Here is a 22005-nt window from a genome sequence, read left to right on the forward strand (position 1 = left end):
ACCCCGGACGGTACCGTCCGTGCCGTCCGGGGCGTGTCGTTCGACGTGGAGGCCGGGCAGACGCTCGCGGTCGTGGGCGAGTCCGGCTCCGGGAAGAGCGTGTCCACGCAGACCGTCACCGGCCTCACCAGGGGCGCGACGGTGTCCGGTACGGCGTACTTCGACGGCACCGACCTCATCACCGCCGACCAGGCGACGCTGCGCCGGCTGCGGGGCGCGCAGATCGGGATGATCTTCCAGGACCCGCTGTCCAGCCTCCATCCGCAGTACCGGATCGGCTGGCAGATCGTGGAGATGATCCGCGCCCACGACCTGGAGATCAGCAAGCAGGCGGCCCGCAAACGCGCCGCCGAGCTGCTCACCCTGGTCGGCATCCCGCGGGCCGCGGAACGGATCGACGACTACCCGCACCAGTTCTCCGGCGGCATGCGGCAGCGCGTGATGATCGCGATGGCGATGGCGCTCGACCCGGCGCTACTGATCGCGGACGAGCCGACGACCGCGCTCGACGTGACCGTGCAGGCCCAGGTGCTGAACGTGATGCGCCGCCTGCAGGACCAGTTCGGTACGGCGATCATCCTGATCACCCACGACCTCGGCGTGGTGGCGGAGATGGCGGACGAGGTGGTGGTGATGTACGCCGGCGCGGTAATGGAACGCGCTCCGCGCCGGGACATCTTCTACCGCAACCACCACCCGTACACGCAGGGCCTGCTCGCCTCGCTGCCGGCGCGCAGCGGGAGCCGGCTGACGCCGATCCCGGGGACCCCGCCGAGCCTGATCAACCTGCCGAAGGGCTGCCCGTTCGCGGCCCGCTGCCCGCACGTGTTCGAGAAGTGTTCGGAGACGCCGCCGCTGACCGACGTCGGCGGCGACCCACGGCACCAGTCGGCGTGCTGGCTCCCCCACGACGTCAACGAGGCGGTTGCTTCATGAACGACGTACTGCTGAAGGTCGAGGACGTCCGCAAGGAGTTCCCGACCCAGTCCAAGGAGACCGTCCAGGCGGTGGCGGGCGTCTCGTTGGAAGTACACAAGGGCGAGACGCTCGGCCTGGTCGGCGAGACGGGCTGCGGGAAGTCCACGCTGGCGCGCTGCATGGCCCGGCTGCACGACGTGACGTCGGGGTCGGTGTGGTTCGAAGGGCAGGAGATCAGCAAACTGTCCCGCAAGGCGATGCGGCCGCTGCGTCGCGACGTCCAGGTGATCTTCCAGGACCCGTACGGTTCGCTGAACCCGCGCCGCCGGGTCGGGTCGATCATCGGCGATCCCTTCGCCATCCACAACATTGCCTCGGGCAACGACAGGAAGAAGCGCGTCCAGGAGCTGATGGAACTGGTCGGGCTGAATCCCGAGCACTACAACCGGTTCCCGGCCGAGTTCTCCGGTGGTCAGCGGCAGCGGATCGGGGTGGCGCGGGCGCTCGCGCTGCGGCCGAAGCTGGTGATCTGCGACGAGCCGGTGTCGGCGCTGGACGTGTCGATCCAGGCGCAGATCATCAACCTGCTGGCGGACCTGCAGCAGGAGCTCGACCTCACGTACGTGTTCATCTCGCACGACCTGTCCGTGATCCGGCACGTCAGCGACCGGATCGCGGTGATGTACCTCGGCAAGATCGTCGAGCTGGCGCCGACCGACGAGCTGTTCGGGCAGACCCGGCACCCGTACACGCGGGCGCTGCTGTCCGCGCTGCCGGTCGCGGACCCGGACACCGCGGACAGCCGCGAGCAGATCATCCTCGGCGGCGACATCCCCACCGCGACGAACCCGCCGGAGGAGTGCAGGTTCCACACGCGGTGCCCGAAGGCGCGGCTGGACTGCGCTGCCGAGGAACCACCTCTGGAGGCCGTCCTGACCGACAAGCCCGACCATCGCACCGCCTGCTTCTACCCGTTGACGGTGGGCGAAGACCTGTCCACCGCAGTACCCGACCTGAAGGCATCATGACCGCCTCCGTCGAGCTGGTCCTCGACGAACCGAAGGCCATCGAAGGGCGGAGCCCGTTCGTGCTCGCCGTACGGCGGTTGCGGCGGGACCGGGTAGCGATGATCTCGCTGGCCGTGATCGTGCTGATCGTGCTGACGGCGGTCCTGGCGCCGGTGTTCGCGGCCGTCACGGGTCACCCGCCGAACGAGCAGTACCGCGACATCGGGCTGACGCCGGACGGCCTGCCGCGCGGCCCGAACGGCACGTTCTGGTTCGGGACCGACGACCTCGGCCGGGACGTCCTGGTGCGGATCGCGTACGGCGCCCGCGTCTCACTGCTCGTCGGCGTGATCGCGACCGCCATCACCGTCGTCATCGGCGTCGTGCTCGGACTCGCTGCGGGGTTCCTCGGGGGGATCACCGACACGATCCTGGCGCGGCTGATCGACGTGGTGCTGTCGGTGCCGTTCCTGCTGGTCGCGATCGCGCTGGTGTCCGTCACCGGTCCCAGCCTGACCGTCACGGTGCTGGTGATCGGCTGCTTCAGCTGGGCGTCGGTGGCCCGGATCGTCCGCGGCCAGGTGCTCTCGCTGCGCGAGCGCGAGTTCGTCGAGGCGGCCCGCTCGCTCGGCGCCGGCGACACGCGCATCATGTTCGTCGACGTCCTGCCGAACGTGATCGCGCCGGTGATCGTCTACACCACGCTGCTGATCCCGGTGGTGATCGTCACGCAGGCGACGTTGTCGTTCCTCGGCCTCGGGCTGCCGCCGCCGACCGCCGACTGGGGCGGGATGATCAGCGAGTCGCAGAACTACTACACGACCGCGTGGTGGTTCATCCTGTTCCCCGGCCTGGCGCTGCTGATCACCACCCTCGCCTTCAACCTCTTCGGCGACGGGGTCCGGGACGCCTTCGACCCCCGCGCGGATCGGAGCTGAGCATGGTCAGGTTCCTGCTGCGGCGGATCGGTCACGGGATCCTGGTCATGTGGCTGATCAGCGTCGCGGTGTTCGGGCTGTTCTTCGTGGCGCCCAGCAACGTCGCCCAGACGCTGGCGGGCCGGCAGGCGACGCCGGAGACGATCGCGCTGATCAAGCAGCGGCTCGGTCTCGACCTGCCGGTCTGGAAGCAGTACCTGAACTTCCTCGGGAACGCGATCCAGGGGAACCTCGGGTACGACTACTACCACCAGGTCCCGGTCACGAGGATCATCGGGCAGGCGCTGCCGATCACGGTGTCGCTGGCGCTCGGGGCCGCCGTACTGTGGCTGCTGCTGGGCGTGTTCAACGGCGTGATCTCGGCGACGCATCCGCGGTCGCTCGCGGACCGTGGGCTGACGTTGTTCTCGTTGTTCTTCTACTCGTTCCCGTCGTTCCTGCTCGGCTTGCTGCTGCTGTACTTCCTGTACTTCCGGCTCACGCTGGCCGGGTTCAGCTGGTTCCCGGCCGGAGGGTACGCGCCGCTGACCGGCGGGATCGGGCCCTGGTTCCAGCACCTGCTGCTGCCCTGGATCGCGCTTGCCTTGTTGCTGGCGGCAACGTACACCCGGTTGACCCGCGGCTCGATGCTGGACGTGCTCGGCGAGGACTACATCCGGACCGCGCGGTCGAAGGGGATCCGGGAGCGCCGGGTGATCGTGCGGCACGGTCTGCGGAGTGCGCTGACGCCGGTCGTCACGCAGTTCGGCATCGATCTGGGGCAGCTGATCGGCGGTGTGGTGGTGATCGAGACGGTGTTCAGCCTGCCCGGGCTCGGGCAGACGGCGGTGACCGCGATCAACCAGCAGGACCTGCCGGTGATCATCGGCATCGTGCTGTTCGCCTCCGCTGCGGTCGTGGTCGCGAACCTCCTCGTCGACGTCGCCTACGCCGTGCTAGACCCGCGGGTACGGCTGCACTAGTTGCTTGGTCCGGAGGCTGAGTGGGTACTGGGACGGGTGCCAGATGGGAGGCTCGCCATGGGTGCAGCCATCGCACTACCCCTGATCGCGATCGCACTGGTCGCACTCGCTTTCGCGCTGTGGACCTTCTACGTGATCGGTCTCGAGGCGTTCACCTTCGCCAAGTCCACCCGGCGGCATGGGAGTGGTCAGACCGCGGCGCACTATGAGCCTGGGGATCACCAGCACGTGTCCACCAGGCCGCCTGGTTGAGGGGCTGAGCTGTACCGAAGGACGGGTGGTGTCCGCCCTGTGGTGCCCGCTGGGCACGGGCAATACGGATTGGACGCGAGCACTACCCGTCCTTCGGTACCTTGTTCGGCGTGATCGTCGTCTATGGCGCGGGTGGCATCGGGTGTTACGTGGGTGGGCGGCTGGCCGCGGCGGGGGCGCCGGTGACGTTTGTGGGGCGGCAGCGGATGGCCGACGAGGTGGCCGAGTACGGGTTGCGGCTGACCGATTATCTGGGTGCTGATCTCCGGGTCGACAACGTGCGCTTCGAGACCACGCCGGCGGTGGCGGCTGAGGCTGAGCTGGTGCTGGTGACGGTGAAGTCAGCGGCGACGGCTGAGGCTGCGGACGAGTTGGCTGAGGTCTTGCGGCCTGGCGCTGTGGTGGTGAGCTTCCAGAACGGCGTGCGGAACGGCGAGGTGCTGCGGTCGCGCTTGACCGAGCAGGTCGTCGTGACCGGGATGGTCCCGTTCAACGTGCTGAAGCGCGGCGCAGGGCTGTTCCATCAGGGCACGGAGGGCGCGCTCGACGTCCAGCGGGACGCGGCGTTGGCGCCGTACCTGGCGGCCTTCGAACGGGCCGGGCTGCCGCTGACGGAGCACGACGACATCCTGCCGGTGCAGTGGTCGAAGCTCCTGCTGAACCTGAACAACCCGATCAACGCCCTCTCGAACCTCCCGCTGCGCGACGAGCTCTCGCAGCGCGACTACCGCCGGTGCCTCGCGGCTGCCCAGGCGGAGGCGCTCGAGCTGCTCGACGCGGCCGGCATCCGGCCGGCTCAATTGCTGGCGATTCCTATGCATCGCTTCCCCGCCGTTCTGCGGTTGCCGGATTTCCTCTTCCGGCGGCTCGCGAGCAAGGTGCTGGCGGTCGATCCGCTTGCCCGGACGTCGATGTGGGAGGACCTGGAGGCGGGGCGGCCGACCGAGATCGACTACCTGAACGGTGAGGTCGTTCGGCTCGCTGGGTCGCTCGGGCGTACTGCGCCCGTGAACAGCCGTCTCGGCGAGCTGATCCAGGAGGCCGGGATCGCGCGTCGGTCCTGGTCGGGCGCGGAGCTGTGGCAGGCTTTGCGTCTTGTTATGTGAGATTTGTGGTCTCGTATGATGATCGTATGGACGTCGCGATCATCGGTGGAAGTGTGGCGGGGCTGCAGGCTGCTTTGACGTTGGGTCGGGCGTGCCGGCGGGTGGTGCTGTTCGATGACGGGCGCGCTCGGAATCGGATGGCGTCGCATGTGCACAACTTCCTCGGTGTGGAGGATCTCGCGCCGGGTGAGCTGCTGGCGGCGGGCCGGAAGCAGCTCGCGGCGTACGGCGTTGAGGTCCGGGATGTGCGCGTCGAGGACGTGATCGCGGACGACGACGGGTACGTCGTGGACGGTGAGCGGGTGCGGGCGGTGGTGCTCGCGACGGGGTTGCGGGACGAACTGCCGGACGTGCCGGGGCTGGCTGAGCGGTGGGGCCAGGATGTGGTGGCGTGTCCGCACTGCCACGGGTGGGAGGTACGCGACCATCCGCTGGTGCAACTGGGCTGGCGCGGCGCGCCGGACCGGTCGGTGGCGCGGGCGCTGCTACTGAGCCGCTGGAGCGACCAGGTGATCCTGTGCACGGACGGCGACGAACTCACAGACGCACAGGAGCTCCGGCTGGCCGCAGCCGGGGTGAAGTTCCGCACCGAACGCGTCACCGAGGTAGGGGTGGGTGTTGAGGTTCGGTTGGTAGGTGGGGAGGTGTTGGGGGCGCGGCGGGTGTTTGTTGTGGTGCGGCAGCGTCAGCAGAGCGATCTTGCCGAGCGGCTGGGGTGCCAGCTGGCTGACGGGGCGATTGTGGCGGACGGTGGTGGGCGGACCACGGTGCCCGGCGTCTACGCGGTCGGTACGGCGGCGGCGCCTGCGTTGCTGGCGGTTGCGGCGGCGGGGCATGCGGCGACGACGGCGGTCGCCGTACACAACGATCTGTTGGAGCTAGACCTGGGCGGCGGGTGGTAGGAGCGACGGGTCGGCGAGCGGCCAGTCCGTCGGCTGTCCGGTGAGCTGATCCAGTTGCAGGAGGCACCAGGGCGAGAGGCCGGGGACCTCCCGCAGTTCGTCCCAGTCGGCCCAGCGGTAGGCCGCGACCTCGGACGGGTTCGGCGTCGGGTTACCGGTCCAGAACACCCGGTACACGGGACAGAGCTCGTTCTCGACCACGCCGGTCGGCATCTCGGCGCGGTACCGGAACTCGGGCAGGACCAGCTCCACCGTGTCCACGACGATCCCGAGCTCGTCGGCGAGCCTGCGCCGGACGGCGTCCGCGAGCGGCTCGCCCGGCAGTGGATGCCCGCAGCAACTGTTGGTCCAGACGCCGGGCCACGTCGGCTTGCCGAACGCCCGCTGGGTGAGCAGCACCCGTCCGGCCGCGTCGACGACGTAGCTGGAGAACGCCAGGTGCAGCGGCGTCGCCGCGTGGTGGACCGTCGCCTTCGCCTCGGTCCCGATCGCGCGCCCGCCCTCGTCCACCAGCACAACCCGCTCGTCGATCACACCCCGAGCCTAATCGGATTCCGAAGCCGTACCGGCGGCTGCTAGCCTCGGAGTCTGACCAAGCACTGCGTGACCTATCGACCGGCTCTGGGAGGAGCCGGCGTTCGGTAGTCCCCGCAGTCGCTCCACCCAGAGCCTCCGAGGCAGGAACCGTCCGGTTCCTGCCTCTTTCCGTTTGCCGGAGGCGCACTGGTTCACGAGGTGCCTCCTGTCCGAGAGGAACCTCATGAACGCTGTGATCGACCGGTTACGCCGCACCACCGACACCATCGTCGGCGAGGACGACCTGCGCGCACGCCTGGAATCGGGGCGCCCGCTGCGGATCAAGTACGGCGTCGACTGCACCGCACCCGACCTGCATCTCGGGCACGCGGTCAACCTGTGGATGATGCGGCAACTGCAGGACCTCGGCCACCGGGTCGTGTTCCTGCTCGGCGACCTCACCACGCGGGTCGGCGACCCGACCGGGCGCTCCGAGACGCGCCCGGTGCTCACCCCCGAGCAGATCGACGCCAACGCCGCGTCCTTCCTCGAGCAGGTCTCCCTGGTACTGCGGACCGACGCCGAAGTCTTCGAGGTACGACGGAATTCCGAGTGGTACGACGCGATGCCGGTCGCGGAGCTGCTGGGACTGCTCGGACAGGTGACGCAGGCGCAGCTGATGAGCCGCGACATGTTCCGCGAGCGGGTCGCCGCCGGGCGGGAGATCGCCGTCCACGAGCTGGTATACCCGGTGCTGCAGGGCTACGACAGCTTCGCGATGCGGAGTGACCTGACGATCGTCGGGTCCGACCAGCTGTTCAACGAGCAGCTGGGACGGCACTTCCAGCAACGCCTGGGCGCGCCGCCGCAGGTAGTCCTCACGACGACGATCACGCCCGGGATCGACGGCCGCGCCAAGCAGTCCAAGTCGCTCAACAACTACATCGGCCTGACCGACAGCCCGCGGGACAAGTTCGGAAAGCTGATGAGCATCCCGGACGACCTCGTGGCGACGTACGCCAAGGTCTACACCGAGCTGTCGCTGGACGACGTCGCCGCGCTAGGCGACGCCGCCGCGGCCGGTGGTGCGGCCGCTCGGGACGCCAAGCTCCGGCTCGCCGCCGCGGTCGTCACGAGATACCACGGTGCCGGCGCGGCCCGGAAAGAGCTGGACGCGTTCCGTCACACGTTTTCCGATCGTTCCGAACCGGCCGAGATGCCCGAGGTCGTCGTCACCGGCGAGGTCAGTACCGCGTTCGACCTGCTCCGCGCGGTCCGCCCGGACGACAGCAACTCCGAGCTCCGCCGCCTGCTCCGCCAGGGCGCGGTGACGATCAACGGCACCCGCATCGACGACCCCACCGCCGCCGTCGACCTCAGCACCGCGGTCGTCCTCAAATCGGGCGGCCGGACCTGGCACCGCGTCACCCGCGGTCCTGCACCGACGGTGTGAAAGGTTGTGCGCATGACGATGCTGATCACCGGCGCGACCGGCAACGCGGGCAGTGCGGTCGTGCAGGCACTGGCGGCGCGGGGCGTCCCCGCGCGCGCCCTGATCCGGTCGCCGAGGGAGCTGCCGGCCGGGATCGACCCGGTGTACGGCGACCTGAACCGGCCCGACACCTTCGCGGACGCGTTGGACGGTGTGACCGGGATCTTCCTGCTGAGCGGCTACGACCGGCTCGATGAGCTGCTCGCGAACGCAGTGCGTGCCGGCGTGCAGCGGGTCGTCGTACTGTCCAGCAGTTCGCTCGACGGTGAGGTGACGAACGCGGTCGCCGCCTATCACCTCGCGACCGAGGAAGCAGTCCGCGCGTCCGGCCTGCAGTGGACCTTCCTGCGGCCGAACTCGTTCATGTCCAACACCCTGCGCTGGCTCGACCAGGTCCGCGCCGGCACCGAGATCCGCGTCCAGTTCCCCGACGTACCGGTCTCGACGATCCATCCGCAGGACATCGGCGACGTCGCGGCGCACGCACTCCAGGGCGAGCAGGAAAACGCTGTACTGCGCCTCACCGGGCCGGTCGCGCTCACGCCGGTGGAGCAGGTCGCGATCCTCGGCGAGGGCATCGGCCGCCCGCTGACGGCGTACCCGATGACCCGTGCGGAGACGCACGACGCCCTGCACGCGTCGATGCCCGAGCCGTACGCCGAGGCGATCGAGAGCTTCTTCGGCGACGGCACGATCGACGAGACCTCGGTGACCGGCACGGTCCTGGACGTCACCGGCCGCCCGGCCCGGACCCTCCAGGCCTGGGTCCGGGAGAACGCGGCGTCCTTCGCTTAGCCCAGCGCCGCGAGGTACTCGGTGCTGGTGCAGAGGGTGCCGAGGCGCGGGAAGGTGTAGGACACGGCGAAGTCGTGGGCGTGGGCGTCGAGGCCGGTCATGGCGTCGGTGACGAAGAAGGTCTCATAGCCGAGGTCCGCGGCGGCGCGGGCCGTGGACTCGACGCCGAAGTTGGTGGCGATCCCGGCCAGTACGACGTTCGCGATGCCGCGGGACTGCAGCTCGGCGTCGAGCGCGGTCCGGCCGAAGGCCCCGATCGTGCGCTTGACGATCTCCAGGTCGCCGGGCCGCGGGGCGGCCTCGGGCGCGAAGCCGCTGCCGTCCGGCTGCACCTCGACACCCGGCCGCTCGACGCGGACGTTCACCACCAGCGCGCCGGCCGACCGGGTGGCCGCGGCCAGTGCCACGGATCGCTCGAGCACGACCGGCCCGCTGAGCGGTGCCGTGCCGAGCCCGATGATCCGTGGCATCAGGTCGATCAGGAGGAGTGCGGTACGACGAGGATCCAGAGGGTTCACGTCGCGAGCTTAAGATCCAGGACGTCCACTCCGACGAGATAGCCGATTGCTGCCGGGTTCTTGCCGGTAACGGTCACGACGAGCTGATGACTGCCCGCGCTCAGCTGCACCGTCCCCAGCCCGACTGTCTGCGTACCGACACCCGAGCCCTGGTAGCCGTCGAAGCTGACCGCGCTGTTGCCGTCGATCTGTACGTCGACGATCCCGTAGTCGGCCGCCTTCGTCAGCACGGTCGACAAGTCGTACGACCCTGCGGTCGGGACCGAGAAGCCGAGCACGGTCTTGTCGCCCGCCTTCGTCCCGTGGATCCACGCCTGCGCACCGCCGGACCAACTCACCCCGCAGCAGTTGCCCTGCGGGTCGACCGGGACCGTCGACGACACCGGCGGCAGCATCGACTCGCCCTCGATCCGCAGCGTGCTGCCACTGGTCCCCTGCACCGCGGCCGACCTCGCTCCGACGTGTCCCGCGAGGTCGACGGCCGCGATCCGGTACGTCCAGGTCTCGTGCAGCCCGAGGCCGCGGTGCAGGAACCCGGGCAGCGGCGAGGTCCCGAGCAACTTCTCGGTCCCGCCCGGCTTGGCGCCGTACACGTTGTACTGCGCGATCCCGCTGTCGTCGCCGACGTCGTTCCAGGTCAGGTTGATCGCGTTGTCGGCGCGGCCCGTCGCCTGTGCCCCGGTGACCGCGCCTGGCGCCCGCTGGTCGGCGTACGGCCGCACCAGCGACTGGACGACGTACGACGACGCGGTCCACGCCGGCCCGGACGGGCGGAGCTCGATGTCGAGGCGGTCCCTGCCGGCTGTGATCGCTGCGGGCAACTGGTAGTTGTCGTCGAGCCAGCGCTGGTGGGTGTTGCCGAGCGGCTGCAGCCAGGTGCCGACGGTCTTGCCGTTGACCACCACCTGCGCCGACTGGCCCGCGGTCTTCTGGTCGCTCGTCCGGCGCAGGGTGACGCCGTGGTTCGCCGGATCGGTCTTCACGCCGAAGCGGATCGGCTGTGAGGTCGAGCGGACCTGGTCGGTGAGCGTGAGGTTGTCGTGGTCGCCTTCGTACACCGAGCTCAGGTCCGCCTGCGTTCCGTTGTCGGTGTATCCGTGCTGCTGGCGACTCGCCGTCGAGCCGGTGTCGATGCGGTCCGTCTCGCGCGCGCCGAATCCGGCCGCGGTGTAGAGGAACGAGGTCGAGCCGTAGATCGCCGGGTGGTCGTTCTGCTGGCCGTGCTCGATGGTGAAGTCGAGCTGGTTCTCGAAGCCGATCGCGTCGGTGATGTGCAGCCGCCACGCGCCGTCGCACTCGTGCGTGCAGAACCCGGCGCGGACCTCGTGCGCGGAGTTGCCGTGGAACGGCGTCGAGTACGTCCCGGTGTTGAAGTACCAGCCGGACTCGTAGTAGTCCTCGGTCCCGGTGCCGTGGATCGCGGGCGTGCGTTCGCCGTCGACGGAGACCCGCTCGTCGCCCTCGAGGTACCCGCGGGTGTTGCCGTCGGCAAGCAGACCCTCCATGGTCTGCGAGACGCCGACGAACTTGCCCCGGCCGGCCACGTCGGCGAACGTCCAGTCGTCGCCGTGCGTGGGCTCGCCGCGGTGCGAGATCGCGGTGAAGTAGCCGGTCTTCCCGGTGGCCAGGTCGACGGCCTTCCGGACGTCGCGCGCCGCTGTCACCTCAGCCTGTCCCTTGAGCTCGTACGTCGTTGTGTTGACGAGCGTGACCGTCGCGCGGCCGGCGTACGGCATCGGCCACCAGGAGGAGTACCAGCCGTCGGGGTCCATCGCGAAGAACAGCGAGCGGACCGGGTTCTCACCGAGGCCGGAGCCGAAGAACTCGCCGATCGGGGCGTCGACGCGCTTGCGGCCGTCGATCGTCACCTGGACGCGGACACCGGCCAGCAGCGTGTCGGACGGCTTGACGCGCGCGCCGTCCGCCTCCGTCGCGGCGTACGACATGGCGTGCTCACCGCTCCAGTTCTGCTGGGTGATCGCGTAGCCGTGCGCCTGCTCGTCGGCGAGGTGCTTGGGCCCGACGTCGAGGGTGTCGGTGCGCTTCGGCTGACCACCGACCGTCGAGTCGACCCAGTACAGGAACTCGTTGAAGTCGAGGTCCGACGAGACGAACTCGTTGGTGATCGTGACCTGCGACTTGCCGGCGGTCAGCGCGGCCGGCAGGTCCACGGATTGGTCGTGCCACTGGGCGCCCTGCGCCTTGAGCGGCGCCCACTCACCGGCCGGCGCGCCGTCGACCAGGACTCTCGCACGCTGGTTGCCGATCCGCAGGTCCATCCGGCGGGTCAGCTTCACCCCGGTGTTCGCCGGGTCGATCTTCACGGTGAACTTGCTGCTGCCGACGAACGCGCGCCCGTCGTCCGCGACGCTCTGCAGGTCGAGGCCGACGATGTCCGGCAACTTCAGCCGCAGCGCGCTCACCTCGCCCGGGCCGCGGACGTCGGCCAGCGTGATCTGCTTGCCCGGGGCAAGATTCAGCGGCGTACTCGTCGTCCGCGCTTCCGGGTGCGCGGGCTTCGGGTCCTTGGTGCCGGAGGCGGTCAGCAGCGCCAGCACGTCCTCGGCCTTGTCGCTCGGGTCGAAGGTCCGGACGCCGTTCGCGTCGGGGAACTCGCGGTACCCGACGTGGTAGAAGTACGGGTTGCTCTGGGTGGTGATCCGCATCGAGGAGCGGTACGGCATCGGGACGCGGATGTAGACGCCGCCGCTGGTCTCGACGGCGTTCGCGACCAGCGGATAGCTGAACGGCGCACCGCGCTTGCCGTCGACGATGTCCTGCAGCGAACCGTGCAGCACCTGCTTGCCGTCGAGCTCGACGGTGATCGTCCCGGTCCGGGTGACGTCGCCGCCGTCGCGGGTGAACCAGATCGCGGCGACCTCCCCCGGGCCGCTGTCCTCGGCGAGCACGCAGCCGGCGGCCGTTGTCCGCAGGCAGGAGTACGCGCCGTCGAAGCCGTCGTTGTTGGTGCCGTCGCGGCCGAAGCTGGAGAACTGTTTGGTGCGGACGCCGGGCTGGAGCTCGGGCAGCCGGTCGAGGTTCCGGTACACGTCCCAGCCGACCGGGCCGTTGCCGCCGCCCGCCTGTGGAGCGGACGGTGCCGCGGAGGCGGTGGTGGTGGGGAACGCCAGCAGCGCGCAGGCGGCGAGAGCGATGACACGACGGAGCATGGGCGGCCTTTCCACGTCGCGGGAAATCGATTTCTGAGATGTTTACCACCGATGTTTGCCGATGAGAAGGCCTCAGGCAGACTTGACCCCGCACACAACTTGAGACCGCAGGAGATTCGATGAGTTCTGCCAAAGCCCAGATCGGCGTCACCGGACTCGCGGTGATGGGACGCAACCTGGCCCGGAACCTCGCGCGCAACGGGTTCCGCGTGGCCCTGCACAACCGCTCCCAGGCCCGCACCGACGCGCTGGTCGAGGAGTTCGGCTCCGAGGGCGACTTCGTCCCGTCGAAGGACCTGGCGGGCTTCGTCGAGTCGCTGGAGCAGCCGCGCAAGGTGATCATCATGGTCAAGGCCGGCGCCCCGACCGACGCGGTCATCGACGAACTGGTACCGCTGCTGGACGAGGGCGACATCGTCGTCGACGCCGGCAACGCGCACTTCGCCGACACCCGCCGCCGCGAGGCCGCCCTGAAGGAGAAGGGCCTGCACTTCGTCGGCTCCGGCGTCTCCGGCGGCGAGGAGGGCGCGCTGAACGGCCCGAGCATCATGCCCGGCGGCTCCCCGGAGTCGTACGCCGCGCTCGAGCCGATGCTGACCAAGATCTCCGCCCAGGTGAACGGCGAGCCGTGCTGCGTGCACGTCGGTCCGGACGGCGCCGGGCACTTCGTGAAGATGCTGCACAACGGCATCGAGTACGCCGACATGCAGCTGATCGCGGAGGCGTACGACCTGCTCCGGCACGTCCTCGACCTGTCCCCCGCGGAGCTCGCCGACGTGTTCCGGGAGTGGAACACCGGCGACCTCGAGTCGTTCCTGATCGAGATCACCGCCGAGGTGCTCAGCCAGACCGACCCGACCGCGGGCGGCCCGTTCGTCGACGTCGTGCTCGACCAGGCCGAGCAGAAGGGCACCGGCCGCTGGACCGTGCAGTCCGCGCTCGACCTCGGCATCCCGGTCAGCGGTATGGCCGAGGCCGTGTTCGCCCGCTCGCTGTCCGGTGACGTCGTACGGCGGGAGGCGGCGGCCGGCGCCCTGCCCGGACCGGCGAACACGAAGGCGGACCATGACACAACGCACCGGGACGCGTTCGTCGACGACGTCCGGCACGCGCTGTACTCGTCGAAGCTGGTCGCGTACGCGCAGGGCTTCGACGCGATCCGGGCCGCCAGCGACGAGTACGGCTGGAACATCGACCTCGGCGCGATGGCGACGATCTGGCGCGGCGGGTGCATCATCCGGGCGCGGTTCCTGGACCGCATCAAGGAGGCGTACGACCGGAACCCGGAGCTGCCGTCGCTGCTCGTCGACGACTACTTCCGGGACGCGGTCGCGAGCGGGCAGGAGGCGTGGCGCCGGGTGGTCGCGACGGCGGCGACCGTCGGCGTACCGGCGCCCGGGTTCTCGGCCGCACTGTCGTACTACGACGGGCTGCGGGCGGAGCGGCTGCCGGCCGCGCTGATCCAGGGGCTGCGCGACCTGTTCGGCGCGCACACCTACAAGCGGGTCGACCGCGAGGGCAGCTTCCACCTCGAGTGGTCCGGCGACCGCTCGGAGTCGCAGAGCTGACGCTGACACGGAGACGCTGACGCGTCAGGCGGGTTGGCGCTGTGATCGAACATATGTTCTAATGTTCACACAGCGCCGGCCCGCTCACTGCGGGCGATGTTCAGAAGGAGATCGCCGCAACGATGACTGTAGACACTCTGGCAGCAGAAGCGCCGCTGGACACTCCCGACCTCACCGGTCCCGTGACCGCAGCTGCCCCGGCAGCTACTTCCGCGGACACCGGCACCGCTGAGCCCGCGCCGGTGGCCGAGAAGCCGAAGAAGGCGCCGGCCAAGAAGGCCGCCGGGAAGAAGACGAAGACGATCGAGCTCACGCTGACCGTCACCGGGACCGCCGACGGCGAGTGGCGCGCCGAGCTCAAGCAGGGTTCGACGTACCTCGCGCGCGACCTGGCCGTCGCGGCCGCCGCCGTCTCCCGGGCCGCAAAGGAGCTGCACGAGGACCTGTCGACCCCGATCGACGAGGTCATCGAGGAGGCCCGCGCCCAGCAGGCCGCCAAGGTCGCCGCCCTCGAAGCCGAACTCGAAGCAGCCCGCAAGGCCCTGGCCGAGCTGGACTAGGTCCCGGCCGGGCCCTGGACCGATTCTTGGGCGCGGCCGTCCCGACTCCCCGTGGTAGTCACCTTCCCTGACCACCACGGGCAGAAAATGCAGAGCCCGTCCGCAACCGTGTGAGGTGGTTGCGGACGGGTTCTGAAACCTGCGGCGGAGCTAGTCGGCCTTCGTCGTGAGCACGATGCGGAGGTTGGCCTTGGGTTGGTGTTGCCAGGCTTCTTCGGCCTGGTCCAGGGGGTAGGTCTCGATGATGGGGCGGATGCCCTTCAGGACGGCGAAGTTCAGGGTGTCCTCGGAGTCCTGGGCGACGCCGGAGTACCAGCCGGACACCGACAGGCGGCCGTCCGCGAGCGCGTGGCCGGTGACCTCGATCGGGTCGCCGCCTTCGAGCACGATCAGTTGACCGTTCGGGCGCAGGCCCTTCACCAGCTCCGACTGGAGTTCCGCGCGGGAGACCGTCGCCAGGATCGCTGCGGCACCGCCGAGCGCCTTCAAAGCCTCACCGGCGTCCCCCTCGGTGCTGTCGATGTACTCGTCCGCCCCGAGTTCGCGGGCCAGCTTCTCCTTGTCCCGGCCGCGGTTGATCGCCACGGTCCGGAAGCCCATCTTGTCCGCGAACTGGATCGCCAGATGCCCGACCCCGCCGACGCCCTGCACCGCGACGGTGTCCCCCGGCCCCGCGTGCGCGTGCCGCAACGCGTTGAACGCGGTGATCCCGCCGCACATCAGCGGCGCCGCCTCCGCGAAGCTCAGCCCCTCCGGGATCCGCGCCACCGCGTCCTGCGGCACCACGACGTACTCCGCATACCCGCCGTCGTACGACGCTCCGACGATCTTCCGGTGCACGCAGTTCGTGAAGTCGCCGCGCCGGCAGAACTCACAGGTGAAGTCGACCCCGCCGGACCAGCCGACGCCGACCCGCTGTCCGCTCTCCCAGACGGTGACGCCGGCACCGACCGCGTCCACGACGCCGGCGATCTCGTGGCCTGGGATCCGCGGCAGCGTCGTACCGAACAGCGCGTTTCGCGGGATCGCGTCGCCGCCGCAGATCCCGCACGCGTGCACCCGTACGCGGACCTGCCCTGCGCCGGGCTCCGGGATCGGTACGTCGGTGACGACGAACGGGCCGCCCGCCTGCTGGACCTGGGCCGCGCGCATGGTTCCTGTCATCTCTCTCGTGTTCTCCTTCGAATACGCGGGTGCGAAGTCAGTGCATGCCGCCGTCGGCGACGAGCTGCTGGCCGGTGATCAGCGCGGCGTCGTCGCTCGCCAGGAAGGCCGCGATCCCGGCGACGTCCTCGACCGTGCCCAGCCGCCCGATCGGCACCATCGCGATCAGGCTCTGCTTGTACTCGTCGTTCGCCGGGTCGGTGAAGATCCCGGCGCCGTCGATCGGGCCGGGGACGATCGTGTTCACGGTGATGCCGCGCGGCCCGAGCTCGAGCGCGAGGACCCGCGCGAGGTAGCCGGTCGCGACCTTGCTGGTGCCGTACAGCCCGACGCCCAGCTGCGGGACCGTGGTGGTGTTCGACGAGATCGTGATGATCCGGCCGTGGTCGGCGATCCGGCGCGCCGCTTCCCGGAGCACGAAGTACGGCCCTTTGGTGTTGACCCGGAACAGCAGGTCGAAGTCGTCCTCGGTGACGTCCGCGACCGGGATGTTCACCTTCTCCATGCCCGCGTTCGCGACCACGATGTCGAGCCGCCCGAACTCGTCCAGTGTCGCGTCGTACAGCCGCTGGATGCCATCGACCGTGGACACGTCGGCGGCGACCGCGATCGCCCGCACGCCGAGGGCCTTCGCGGCGTCGAGCACCTCGGCCGCTGCGGCTTCGTCGCGCGAGTAGTTCACCACGACATTCGCGCCCTGGGCCGCGAGCCGGAGCAGGATCGCCCGCCCGAGCCCCTTCGACGAGCCGGTGACGAGCGCCGTCTTCCCCTGCAGCGTCATGCTCTTCTTTCTCCCATCAAGTGACCTGCCTCGATCGTCCTGCGCGCGCCGCCCACGGAGGAAACAGAGTCTTGTTGGGCGGGGCACAACGGATCGTTGTGGCACGATGGAGGCCGTGGACCTGAGCTTGCGGCTGCTGCAGTCACTGGAAGCGGTCGCGGCCGAGGGCAGCATGACCCGCGCCGCGCGGACCCTGAACCTCACGCAGCAGGCCGTCAGCGGACAGATCCGCCAGCTCGAGCGCGTGGTCGGTACGCCGCTCGTCGAACGGCGCCCGACCGGCGTCGAACTGACCGCCGCCGGACAGGTCGTGCTCAAGCAGGGCGCGGCGCTGCTCGCGGCCGCGCAGGCGATGGTGACCGAGGCGCGGCTGGCGGCGACCGGGCGGCCGGATCCGCTGCGGATCGCGTTCAAGGCACAGAGTACGGCGCACTTCATGCCCGCGGTCGAGGCCGCGCTCCGCGCGGAGGCGCCGGAGCTCGAGGTCCGGCCGATCGCCTCGCACACGCTGCCGGACGAGCTCGACGCCCTGACCGAAGGCCGCGCGGACGCGGCGTTCCTGTGGCTGCCGATCGGCGACGACCCGCGGTTCGCCGTCCATCCGCTGCTGCCGGAGGACCGCTGGGTCGCGCTGCCGCCCGGGCACCCGCTGGAGTCGCGGACCTCGTTGCGGGTCGCGGATCTGGCCGGCGTCCCGGTGGTCGGCCCGCGCGACAGGATGCCGCCCGCCGTGGTCGACTTCTGGTTCATCGACCCGCGCCCGGACGGCTCCCGGGCGCTCTTCGGGCCGCAGGCGCGGACCCCGGAGGAGTGCCTGCACCTGGTGGCGGCCGGTCACGGCTGCTGGATCGCCCCGGCGTCCACGGTCACGTACTTCGCCCATCCCCGGCTGACCTGGCTCCCGCTGGTCGACGCCGAGCCGAACGTGCTGGCCCTGATCTGGCCCAAGCACAGCGCGAACCCGATGCTGCGCCTGCTGCTCGAGCAGACCCGCCGTACCCTCAGCCCCTTGCCGACAGCAACAACTTGAGGGACGTCCCGGGACCGGCAGGTGAACGGGATGTGACTGAAACGGCACGCCGAAGGTGTGGGCGGGCACCCGGGGTTGGCCTTACCGTGGGTGCCCTGGGCCGGTCCGCGGGCCCTGGCCGCTCCCGGTGAGAAGGGGTCAGATGAGCACTTTCGAGGACTTGGGTTCGCTGCTGCTGGTGCGCGGCGCCGACGAGATCGACCACGCGGGCGGCAGCCTGTACGTCCACCTGCACCGGGTCGCCAAGCGCCTCGGCTCGCTCGGCGCCTCCGACACGCTGGTGCTCGCCGGCCTGGCGCACGCGGCGTACGGGACCGACGGCTTCCCGACGCACCTGTTCGACTGGCGCACCGAGCGCCCGGTCCTGGAGTCGGTGATCGGCGCCGAGGCCGAGCGGATCGTCTACCGGTACGGCGCCTGCGAGCGGGAGACCACCTGGCGCGACCTCGCCGAGCACCGGACCGTCACCGACCGCTTCACCGGGACGTCGGAGGAGCTCGGCACCGAGGAGCTCCGCGACTTCGTCGACCTGACGATCGTCAACGAGCTCGACGTGCTCGACCACGACTCCGATCGCGCGGTCCAGCTGCGGCCGTTCCTGGCCGAGCAGCTGCCGCGCTGGCAGTCGCTCGCCTCGCCCGCGGTCCTCAGCGAGTCGCAGCGCATCTTGCAGCTCTAGTGCCTTCGCCGGTAGCAGATTCCTGGAATTCCGTCCGCCCGCGACGGATGATCGGTGCATGGCCCGTTACGAAGTGGTTGCGCGCGCGAAGCCCGATCGGCGACTGTCCCACGCCGACTACCTCGATCTGGCGGTGCACTCCTGGTCGCTGGACAAGGGGATGCGGTTCCGGCGGGTCGAGGACCTGCCCGACGGTTCGATCGCGATTGTGCTGCAGCAGCGGATGTCGCCGCGCAAGCACGACGCGGCGTGCGAACTGGCGAACCGGAGTCTCGCGCAGCTCGGGATCCCGGCTGCGCAGATCGAGCGGATCGACCTGCACCGGATGACCCGCAAGGGCCGCGCGCTCGTCCGCTCCTGGGCCGGGCCGAACAACCCTCCGGGTCCGGGTACGGCGGGCGACCGCGAGCCGCGGCGGCCGAAGCCGGCGCCGCCGCACCTGCGGGCCTACCTCACGGAGTGAAGACTTCGAACCGCGTGCCGTACTTCGTGCCCAGCCGGGCGCCGGCCGGGCGCGAGGTGCCTTCCAGGAACTCCTCCGGGTCGAAGCCGCGGTTCAGCCCGTCGATGTAGGCCTTGTGCGCCTTGAGCGACTGGACGCCGAGCTCGAACGTGTCGGTGGTGTCCACCCCGTGCCGCGCGTCCGGCGACCCGGCCGCCCAAACCTCGCGGACACCGGTCCACTGGTCGCCGGCGTCCGGGAAGATCCACCGGTTGGCGGCGTCCCGGACCGCGTCCAGGGTCGCCCGGCCGGTGTTGATGTGGTCCGCCTGGTTCAGCAGTACGTCACCGTCCCAGGTGTCGCGGAAGTTGTTCGTGATCACGATCTCCGGCTGGTGCCGCCGGATCGCGGCGGTGATCACGCGGCGGAGCGCGACGCCGTACTCGATCGTGCCGTCCGGCTGACCGAGGAACTCGACGGCCGAGACGCCGACGATCCGGGACGACTCGATCTGCTCGGCCTCCCGCAGCGGCCCGCACTCGGCCGGGTCGACGCCGTCGATGCCCGCCTCGCCGGACGTCAGCAGGCAGTACACGACCTGTTTGCCCTGCCGGGTCCAGCGCGCGATCGCGGCCGAGGTCCCGAACTCGAGGTCGTCGGGGTGCGCGACCACGGCGAGCGCCTTCTGCCAGTCCTCGGTCACCGGTTCGAGCGGTTGCAGTTCGTTCATGCCCGCAGGCTAGCCGCCGAACACCTGGCGGGTGTAGGCGTTCTCGAACACGCGGCGCGGGTCGAGCCGGTCGCGGACCGCGAGGAAGTCGTCGAAGTGCGGGTAGCGCCGGCGCAGGTCGGCGGCGGTCAACGTGTGCAGCTTGCCCCAGTGCGGCCGCCCGTCGTAGTCCGCGACGATGTTCTCGAAGGCCCGGAAGTACGGGTCGTGCGGCAGCCGGTGGTACTGGTGGATGGCGACGTACGCCGTCGCGCGCCCGGACGCGGTGGACAGCCAGAGGTCGTCCGCCGCGGCCACCCGGACCTCGATCGGGAACGGGATCCGCGACCCCGACGCGTCGATCCACGCCCGCAGCCGGCGGACCACGTCCACCACGTGCTCGCGCGGTACGGCGTACTCCGACTCGCGGAAGACCACGTTGCGCTCGGAACAGAAGACCTTGTACGACGCGTCGACGTACTCGCGGGCGGACAACGCGCGGGCGGCGAGCTGGTTGATCCGCGGCACCAGGCCGGGCTGCCGGGCGCCGAGCCGGTTGGTCAGCTCGAAGACCTTGTTGGACAGCAGTTCGTCGTCGAGCCAGCCGCGCAGCTTCCCGACCGGCGCCGCGCCGACGCCGTCCGCGACCCGGTTGTTCCGCTTGGTCAGCGCGAGCTCGGTGTGCGGGAACCAGTAGAACTCGAAGTGGTCGTTGCCATCGGCAAATTCATCGAAGCCGTCCAGGACCTCGCCGAGCGGCAGCGGCATCTCCTGCGCCCGGAGCAGGAACGCCGGCACGCACTGCAGCGTCAGCGAGCTGATCACGCCGAGCGCGCCGACCGAGACCCGGGCCGCGGCGAACACGTCCGGGTTCTCGTCCGCGGAGCAGTGCAGCACCGAGCCGTCCGCGGTGACCAGATCGAGGGCGACGACCTGCGTGGCCAGGCCGCCGAGCCGCGCGCCGGTGCCGTGCGTGCCGGTGGAGATCGCGCCGGAGATCGTCTGCTTGTCGATGTCGCCGAGGTTGGCCATCGCGAGGTCGAAGGCCGCGAGCCCGGCGTTCAGCTTGCGCAGCCCGGTGCCGGCGCCGACCGTGACCCGGCCGGACTCCTTGTCCGCGTGCTGGATCGACGCCAGGCCGTCGAGCCGGATCATCACCTGCTGCGGAACGGAACAGCCCGTGAACGAGTGCCCGGAGCCGACCGCCTTGAGCTTCTTGCCCTGCGCGGCCGCGGTCTTGACCGCCGCCGCGAGCTCGTCGGTCGAGCGCGGGCGCAGTGCCTCGATCCCGGTCGCCGACTCGGTGCCGGCCCAGTTCCGCCAGGTGCTCATCCGAAGTTCTTCCCTTCGCCGCGGTAGGTCCGGAGCTCGCTGACGTCCTCGCCGTCGACGGCGTACAGGACGTCGAACCGCTCCAGCAGCTCGCCCGCCTTCGCGTACCGCATCCACACCCGGTCGCCGATGCGCAGCCGGTCGGCCGCTGCTCCCCGGACCGGCGTCTGCACCTCACCGGCGCCCTCGGTGCCCAGCAGCTTCAGCCCATACGGCGATGCTGGCAGCGGCAGCCGCGACTTCTTCGCGGGGCCCGACGCGACATAGCCGCCGCCGAAGAGCGTGGCGATCCGCGGCGCGGGCCGCCGTACGACGTCCAGCGCGTAGGCCATCGCGTGCTCGGGCTGGAAGACGTCGTACTTGTCGAACAGCGTCGGGCCGTAGAGTCCGGACCCGGCGGTGACCTCGGTGACGACCGGGTCGGCGCTGCTGATCTCGAGGCTGCCGGTCCCGCCGGAGTTCACGATCCGCAGCGCCGCGACCTGCTTGACCGCGTCGACCACGGCACCGCGCCGGTCCGCGAGCTCGGCGGCGCTGCGGCGCTTCACCCACCGCACGGCCGGCGACGTGTCCGGGAGGCCGGCGATCTGCGCCTCGTAGAACATCACGCCGGTCAGCTCGAACCGGTCGTCCGCGGCGACGGTCCGGGCGAGGGCCGCGACCTCCGCCGGGGTGCGCAGCGGAGAACGCCGGACGCCGAGATGCTGCCCGAAGATCCGCAGCGAGGCGTCGACGTCGAGGCAGACCTGGATCCGCGCGCTCCCGGTCGCGGCGGCCCGGAGGTAGTCCAGGTGGTCCGGCGAGTCGATCATCAGCGTGATCCGCGCGGCGGCCGCGGGATCCTCGGAGAGCTCGCGGAGCGCGGAGCGGTGGGTGGTCGGGTAGCCGAGCAGGATGTCGTCGACGCCGTTACGGGCGAGCCACAGCGCCTCTGCGAGCGAGTAGCTCATCACCCCGTGGAACCCGGGCCGCTCGAGCGCGGCGGCGATCAGCGCACGGCACCGGACGGACTTCGAGGCGATCCGGATCGGCGTACCCGCGGCGCGCCGGACCAGGTCGTCGGCGTTCCGGCGGAACGCGGCGAGGTCGATCGCCGCGTACGGCGCGTCCAGGTGCGCGGTGAGGCGTGCGTACCGGTCGAAATCACCCATATCCGGAGTGTAG

22 protein-coding genes are annotated in these 22005 nt (G+C 70.2%); 14 read left to right on the plus strand and 8 right to left on the minus strand.

Annotated elements, in window-relative coordinates; translation table 11 throughout:
- Nucleotides 1-33: 33 nt before the first annotated feature.
- The 7 genes from ABN611_RS02420 (at nt 34) to ABN611_RS02450 (ending at nt 6085) form a co-directional block, all read left to right on the plus strand.
- Nucleotides 34-936, plus strand: a complete 903-nt coding sequence (locus ABN611_RS02420; protein ID WP_350278091.1) for an ABC transporter ATP-binding protein — start codon at nt 34-36, stop codon at nt 934-936.
- The gene (locus ABN611_RS02425) at nt 933-1946 is read left to right on the plus strand and encodes an oligopeptide/dipeptide ABC transporter ATP-binding protein (protein ID WP_350278092.1); all 1014 of its coding nucleotides are present in this window, start codon (nt 933-935) and stop codon (nt 1944-1946) included. The genes ABN611_RS02420 and ABN611_RS02425 overlap by 4 nt, the downstream gene beginning before the upstream one ends.
- Nucleotides 1943-2863 carry an ABC transporter permease gene (locus ABN611_RS02430; protein ID WP_350278093.1) on the plus strand — a complete coding sequence of 307 codons (921 nt, stop codon included), beginning with the start codon at nt 1943-1945 and terminating at the stop codon, nt 2861-2863. The genes ABN611_RS02425 and ABN611_RS02430 overlap by 4 nt, the downstream gene beginning before the upstream one ends.
- Before the next feature lie 2 nt (nt 2864-2865).
- On the plus strand, nt 2866-3825 hold the full coding sequence (locus ABN611_RS02435; RefSeq protein WP_350278094.1) for an ABC transporter permease: 960 nt from the start codon (nt 2866-2868) through the stop codon (nt 3823-3825).
- A 57-nt stretch (nt 3826-3882) separates the two neighbouring features.
- A complete protein-coding gene (locus ABN611_RS02440; protein WP_350278095.1) occupies nt 3883-4077 on the plus strand; it encodes a hypothetical protein in 195 nt (64 codons plus the stop codon).
- Nucleotides 4078-4187: 110 nt separating this feature from the next.
- Nucleotides 4188-5183, plus strand: a complete 996-nt coding sequence (locus ABN611_RS02445) for a 2-dehydropantoate 2-reductase (protein WP_350278096.1) — start codon at nt 4188-4190, stop codon at nt 5181-5183.
- Between the two features lie 26 nt (nt 5184-5209).
- Entirely contained in the window at nt 5210-6085 is an 876-nt protein-coding gene (locus ABN611_RS02450) for an NAD(P)/FAD-dependent oxidoreductase (RefSeq protein WP_350278097.1), read from the plus strand.
- Here ABN611_RS02450 and idi read toward each other — a convergent pair.
- Nucleotides 6062-6619 carry an isopentenyl-diphosphate Delta-isomerase gene (gene idi / locus ABN611_RS02455; protein ID WP_350278098.1) on the minus strand — a complete coding sequence of 186 codons (558 nt, stop codon included), beginning with the start codon at nt 6617-6619 and terminating at the stop codon, nt 6062-6064. The two genes, ABN611_RS02450 and idi, sit on opposite strands and share 24 nt — an antisense overlap.
- A 226-nt stretch (nt 6620-6845) precedes the next feature.
- Between idi and tyrS the strand changes: the two genes are divergently transcribed.
- Nucleotides 6846-8054 (plus strand): tyrosine--tRNA ligase, encoded by a 1209-nt coding sequence (gene tyrS, locus ABN611_RS02460; protein ID WP_350278099.1) that lies wholly within the window; start codon nt 6846-6848, stop codon nt 8052-8054.
- A gap of 12 nt (nt 8055-8066) precedes the next feature.
- Complete coding sequence (locus tag ABN611_RS02465) at nt 8067-8888, plus strand: NAD(P)H-binding protein (protein WP_350278100.1); 822 nt, start codon at nt 8067-8069, stop codon at nt 8886-8888.
- Here ABN611_RS02465 and ABN611_RS02470 read toward each other — a convergent pair.
- Together ABN611_RS02470 and ABN611_RS02475 are read right to left on the minus strand one after the other, a co-directional pair.
- On the minus strand, nt 8885-9406 hold the full coding sequence (locus ABN611_RS02470; protein WP_350278101.1) for an isochorismatase family protein: 522 nt from the start codon (nt 9404-9406) through the stop codon (nt 8885-8887). The two genes, ABN611_RS02465 and ABN611_RS02470, sit on opposite strands and share 4 nt — an antisense overlap.
- The gene (locus tag ABN611_RS02475; RefSeq protein WP_350278102.1) at nt 9403-12576 is read right to left on the minus strand and encodes a DUF2961 domain-containing protein; all 3174 of its coding nucleotides are present in this window, start codon (nt 12574-12576) and stop codon (nt 9403-9405) included. The genes ABN611_RS02470 and ABN611_RS02475 overlap by 4 nt, the downstream gene beginning before the upstream one ends.
- Before the next feature lie 119 nt (nt 12577-12695).
- Between ABN611_RS02475 and gndA the strand changes: the two genes are divergently transcribed.
- Both gndA and ABN611_RS02485 read left to right on the plus strand, forming a co-directional pair.
- Nucleotides 12696-14144, plus strand: a complete 1449-nt coding sequence (gene gndA, locus ABN611_RS02480; protein ID WP_350278103.1) for an NADP-dependent phosphogluconate dehydrogenase — start codon at nt 12696-12698, stop codon at nt 14142-14144.
- A gap of 122 nt (nt 14145-14266) precedes the next feature.
- Nucleotides 14267-14704 carry a DUF6319 family protein gene (locus tag ABN611_RS02485; RefSeq protein ID WP_350278104.1) on the plus strand — a complete coding sequence of 146 codons (438 nt, stop codon included), beginning with the start codon at nt 14267-14269 and terminating at the stop codon, nt 14702-14704.
- Nucleotides 14705-14854: 150 nt separating this feature from the next.
- Here ABN611_RS02485 and ABN611_RS02490 read toward each other — a convergent pair whose 3' ends face one another.
- Together ABN611_RS02490 and ABN611_RS02495 are read right to left on the minus strand one after the other, a co-directional pair.
- Nucleotides 14855-15868 carry an alcohol dehydrogenase catalytic domain-containing protein gene (locus ABN611_RS02490; protein ID WP_350278105.1) on the minus strand — a complete coding sequence of 338 codons (1014 nt, stop codon included), beginning with the start codon at nt 15866-15868 and terminating at the stop codon, nt 14855-14857.
- Between the two features lie 37 nt (nt 15869-15905).
- Nucleotides 15906-16649 (minus strand): glucose 1-dehydrogenase, encoded by a 744-nt coding sequence (locus ABN611_RS02495; RefSeq protein ID WP_350278106.1) that lies wholly within the window; start codon nt 16647-16649, stop codon nt 15906-15908.
- Between the two features lie 115 nt (nt 16650-16764).
- Here ABN611_RS02495 and ABN611_RS02500 point away from each other — a divergent pair, with 115 nt between their 5' ends.
- The 3 genes from ABN611_RS02500 (at nt 16765) to ABN611_RS02510 (ending at nt 18821) form a co-directional block, all read left to right on the plus strand.
- Entirely contained in the window at nt 16765-17679 is a 915-nt protein-coding gene (locus tag ABN611_RS02500; RefSeq protein WP_350278107.1) for a LysR family transcriptional regulator, read from the plus strand.
- Between the two features lie 142 nt (nt 17680-17821).
- On the plus strand, nt 17822-18358 hold the full coding sequence (locus ABN611_RS02505; RefSeq protein ID WP_350278108.1) for a DUF6817 domain-containing protein: 537 nt from the start codon (nt 17822-17824) through the stop codon (nt 18356-18358).
- A gap of 58 nt (nt 18359-18416) precedes the next feature.
- Nucleotides 18417-18821, plus strand: a complete 405-nt coding sequence (locus ABN611_RS02510) for a hypothetical protein (protein WP_350278109.1) — start codon at nt 18417-18419, stop codon at nt 18819-18821.
- On the opposite strand, the gene ABN611_RS02515 is transcribed toward ABN611_RS02510, so the two are convergent.
- The 3 genes from ABN611_RS02515 to ABN611_RS02525 are packed head-to-tail and all read right to left on the minus strand — an operon-like array spanning nt 18811 to nt 21992.
- Nucleotides 18811-19530, minus strand: a complete 720-nt coding sequence (locus tag ABN611_RS02515; protein WP_350278110.1) for a PIG-L deacetylase family protein — start codon at nt 19528-19530, stop codon at nt 18811-18813. The two genes, ABN611_RS02510 and ABN611_RS02515, sit on opposite strands and share 11 nt — an antisense overlap.
- Before the next feature lie 9 nt (nt 19531-19539).
- Nucleotides 19540-20841: a D-arabinono-1,4-lactone oxidase gene (locus tag ABN611_RS02520; RefSeq protein ID WP_350278111.1), complete on the minus strand. Its 1302-nt coding sequence runs from the start codon at nt 20839-20841 to the stop codon at nt 19540-19542.
- Nucleotides 20838-21992 (minus strand): amino acid deaminase/aldolase, encoded by a 1155-nt coding sequence (locus ABN611_RS02525; protein WP_350278112.1) that lies wholly within the window; start codon nt 21990-21992, stop codon nt 20838-20840. The genes ABN611_RS02520 and ABN611_RS02525 overlap by 4 nt, the downstream gene beginning before the upstream one ends.
- Between the last annotated feature and the right edge of the window lie 13 nt (nt 21993-22005).

The organism is Kribbella sp. HUAS MG21, assembly GCF_040254265.1.
Classification (GTDB): Bacteria; Actinomycetota; Actinomycetes; order Propionibacteriales; family Kribbellaceae; genus Kribbella.

Bases quoted from the DNA above. Each gene is read 5' to 3' on its own strand.
- ABN611_RS02425 (WP_350278092.1), top strand. From the start codon at position 933: ATGAACGACGTACTGCTGAAGGTCGAGGACGTCCGCAAGGAGTTCCCG.
- ABN611_RS02430 (WP_350278093.1), top strand. From the start codon at position 1,943: ATGACCGCCTCCGTCGAGCTGGTCCTCGACGAACCGAAGGCCATCGAA.
- ABN611_RS02435 (WP_350278094.1), top strand. From the start codon at position 2,866: ATGGTCAGGTTCCTGCTGCGGCGGATCGGTCACGGGATCCTGGTCATG.
- ABN611_RS02440 (WP_350278095.1), top strand. From the start codon at position 3,883: ATGGGTGCAGCCATCGCACTACCCCTGATCGCGATCGCACTGGTCGCA.
- ABN611_RS02450 (WP_350278097.1), top strand. From the start codon at position 5,210: ATGGACGTCGCGATCATCGGTGGAAGTGTGGCGGGGCTGCAGGCTGCT.
- tyrS (WP_350278099.1), top strand. From the start codon at position 6,846: ATGAACGCTGTGATCGACCGGTTACGCCGCACCACCGACACCATCGTC.
- ABN611_RS02465 (WP_350278100.1), top strand. From the start codon at position 8,067: ATGACGATGCTGATCACCGGCGCGACCGGCAACGCGGGCAGTGCGGTC.
- ABN611_RS02475 (WP_350278102.1), bottom strand. From the start codon at position 12,576: ATGCTCCGTCGTGTCATCGCTCTCGCCGCCTGCGCGCTGCTGGCGTTC.
- gndA (WP_350278103.1), top strand. From the start codon at position 12,696: ATGAGTTCTGCCAAAGCCCAGATCGGCGTCACCGGACTCGCGGTGATG.
- ABN611_RS02485 (WP_350278104.1), top strand. From the start codon at position 14,267: ATGACTGTAGACACTCTGGCAGCAGAAGCGCCGCTGGACACTCCCGAC.
- ABN611_RS02490 (WP_350278105.1), bottom strand. From the start codon at position 15,868: ATGACAGGAACCATGCGCGCGGCCCAGGTCCAGCAGGCGGGCGGCCCG.
- ABN611_RS02495 (WP_350278106.1), bottom strand. From the start codon at position 16,649: ATGACGCTGCAGGGGAAGACGGCGCTCGTCACCGGCTCGTCGAAGGGG.
- ABN611_RS02505 (WP_350278108.1), top strand. From the start codon at position 17,822: ATGAGCACTTTCGAGGACTTGGGTTCGCTGCTGCTGGTGCGCGGCGCC.
- ABN611_RS02510 (WP_350278109.1), top strand. From the start codon at position 18,417: ATGGCCCGTTACGAAGTGGTTGCGCGCGCGAAGCCCGATCGGCGACTG.
- ABN611_RS02515 (WP_350278110.1), bottom strand. From the start codon at position 19,530: ATGAACGAACTGCAACCGCTCGAACCGGTGACCGAGGACTGGCAGAAG.
- ABN611_RS02520 (WP_350278111.1), bottom strand. From the start codon at position 20,841: ATGAGCACCTGGCGGAACTGGGCCGGCACCGAGTCGGCGACCGGGATC.
- ABN611_RS02525 (WP_350278112.1), bottom strand. From the start codon at position 21,992: ATGGGTGATTTCGACCGGTACGCACGCCTCACCGCGCACCTGGACGCG.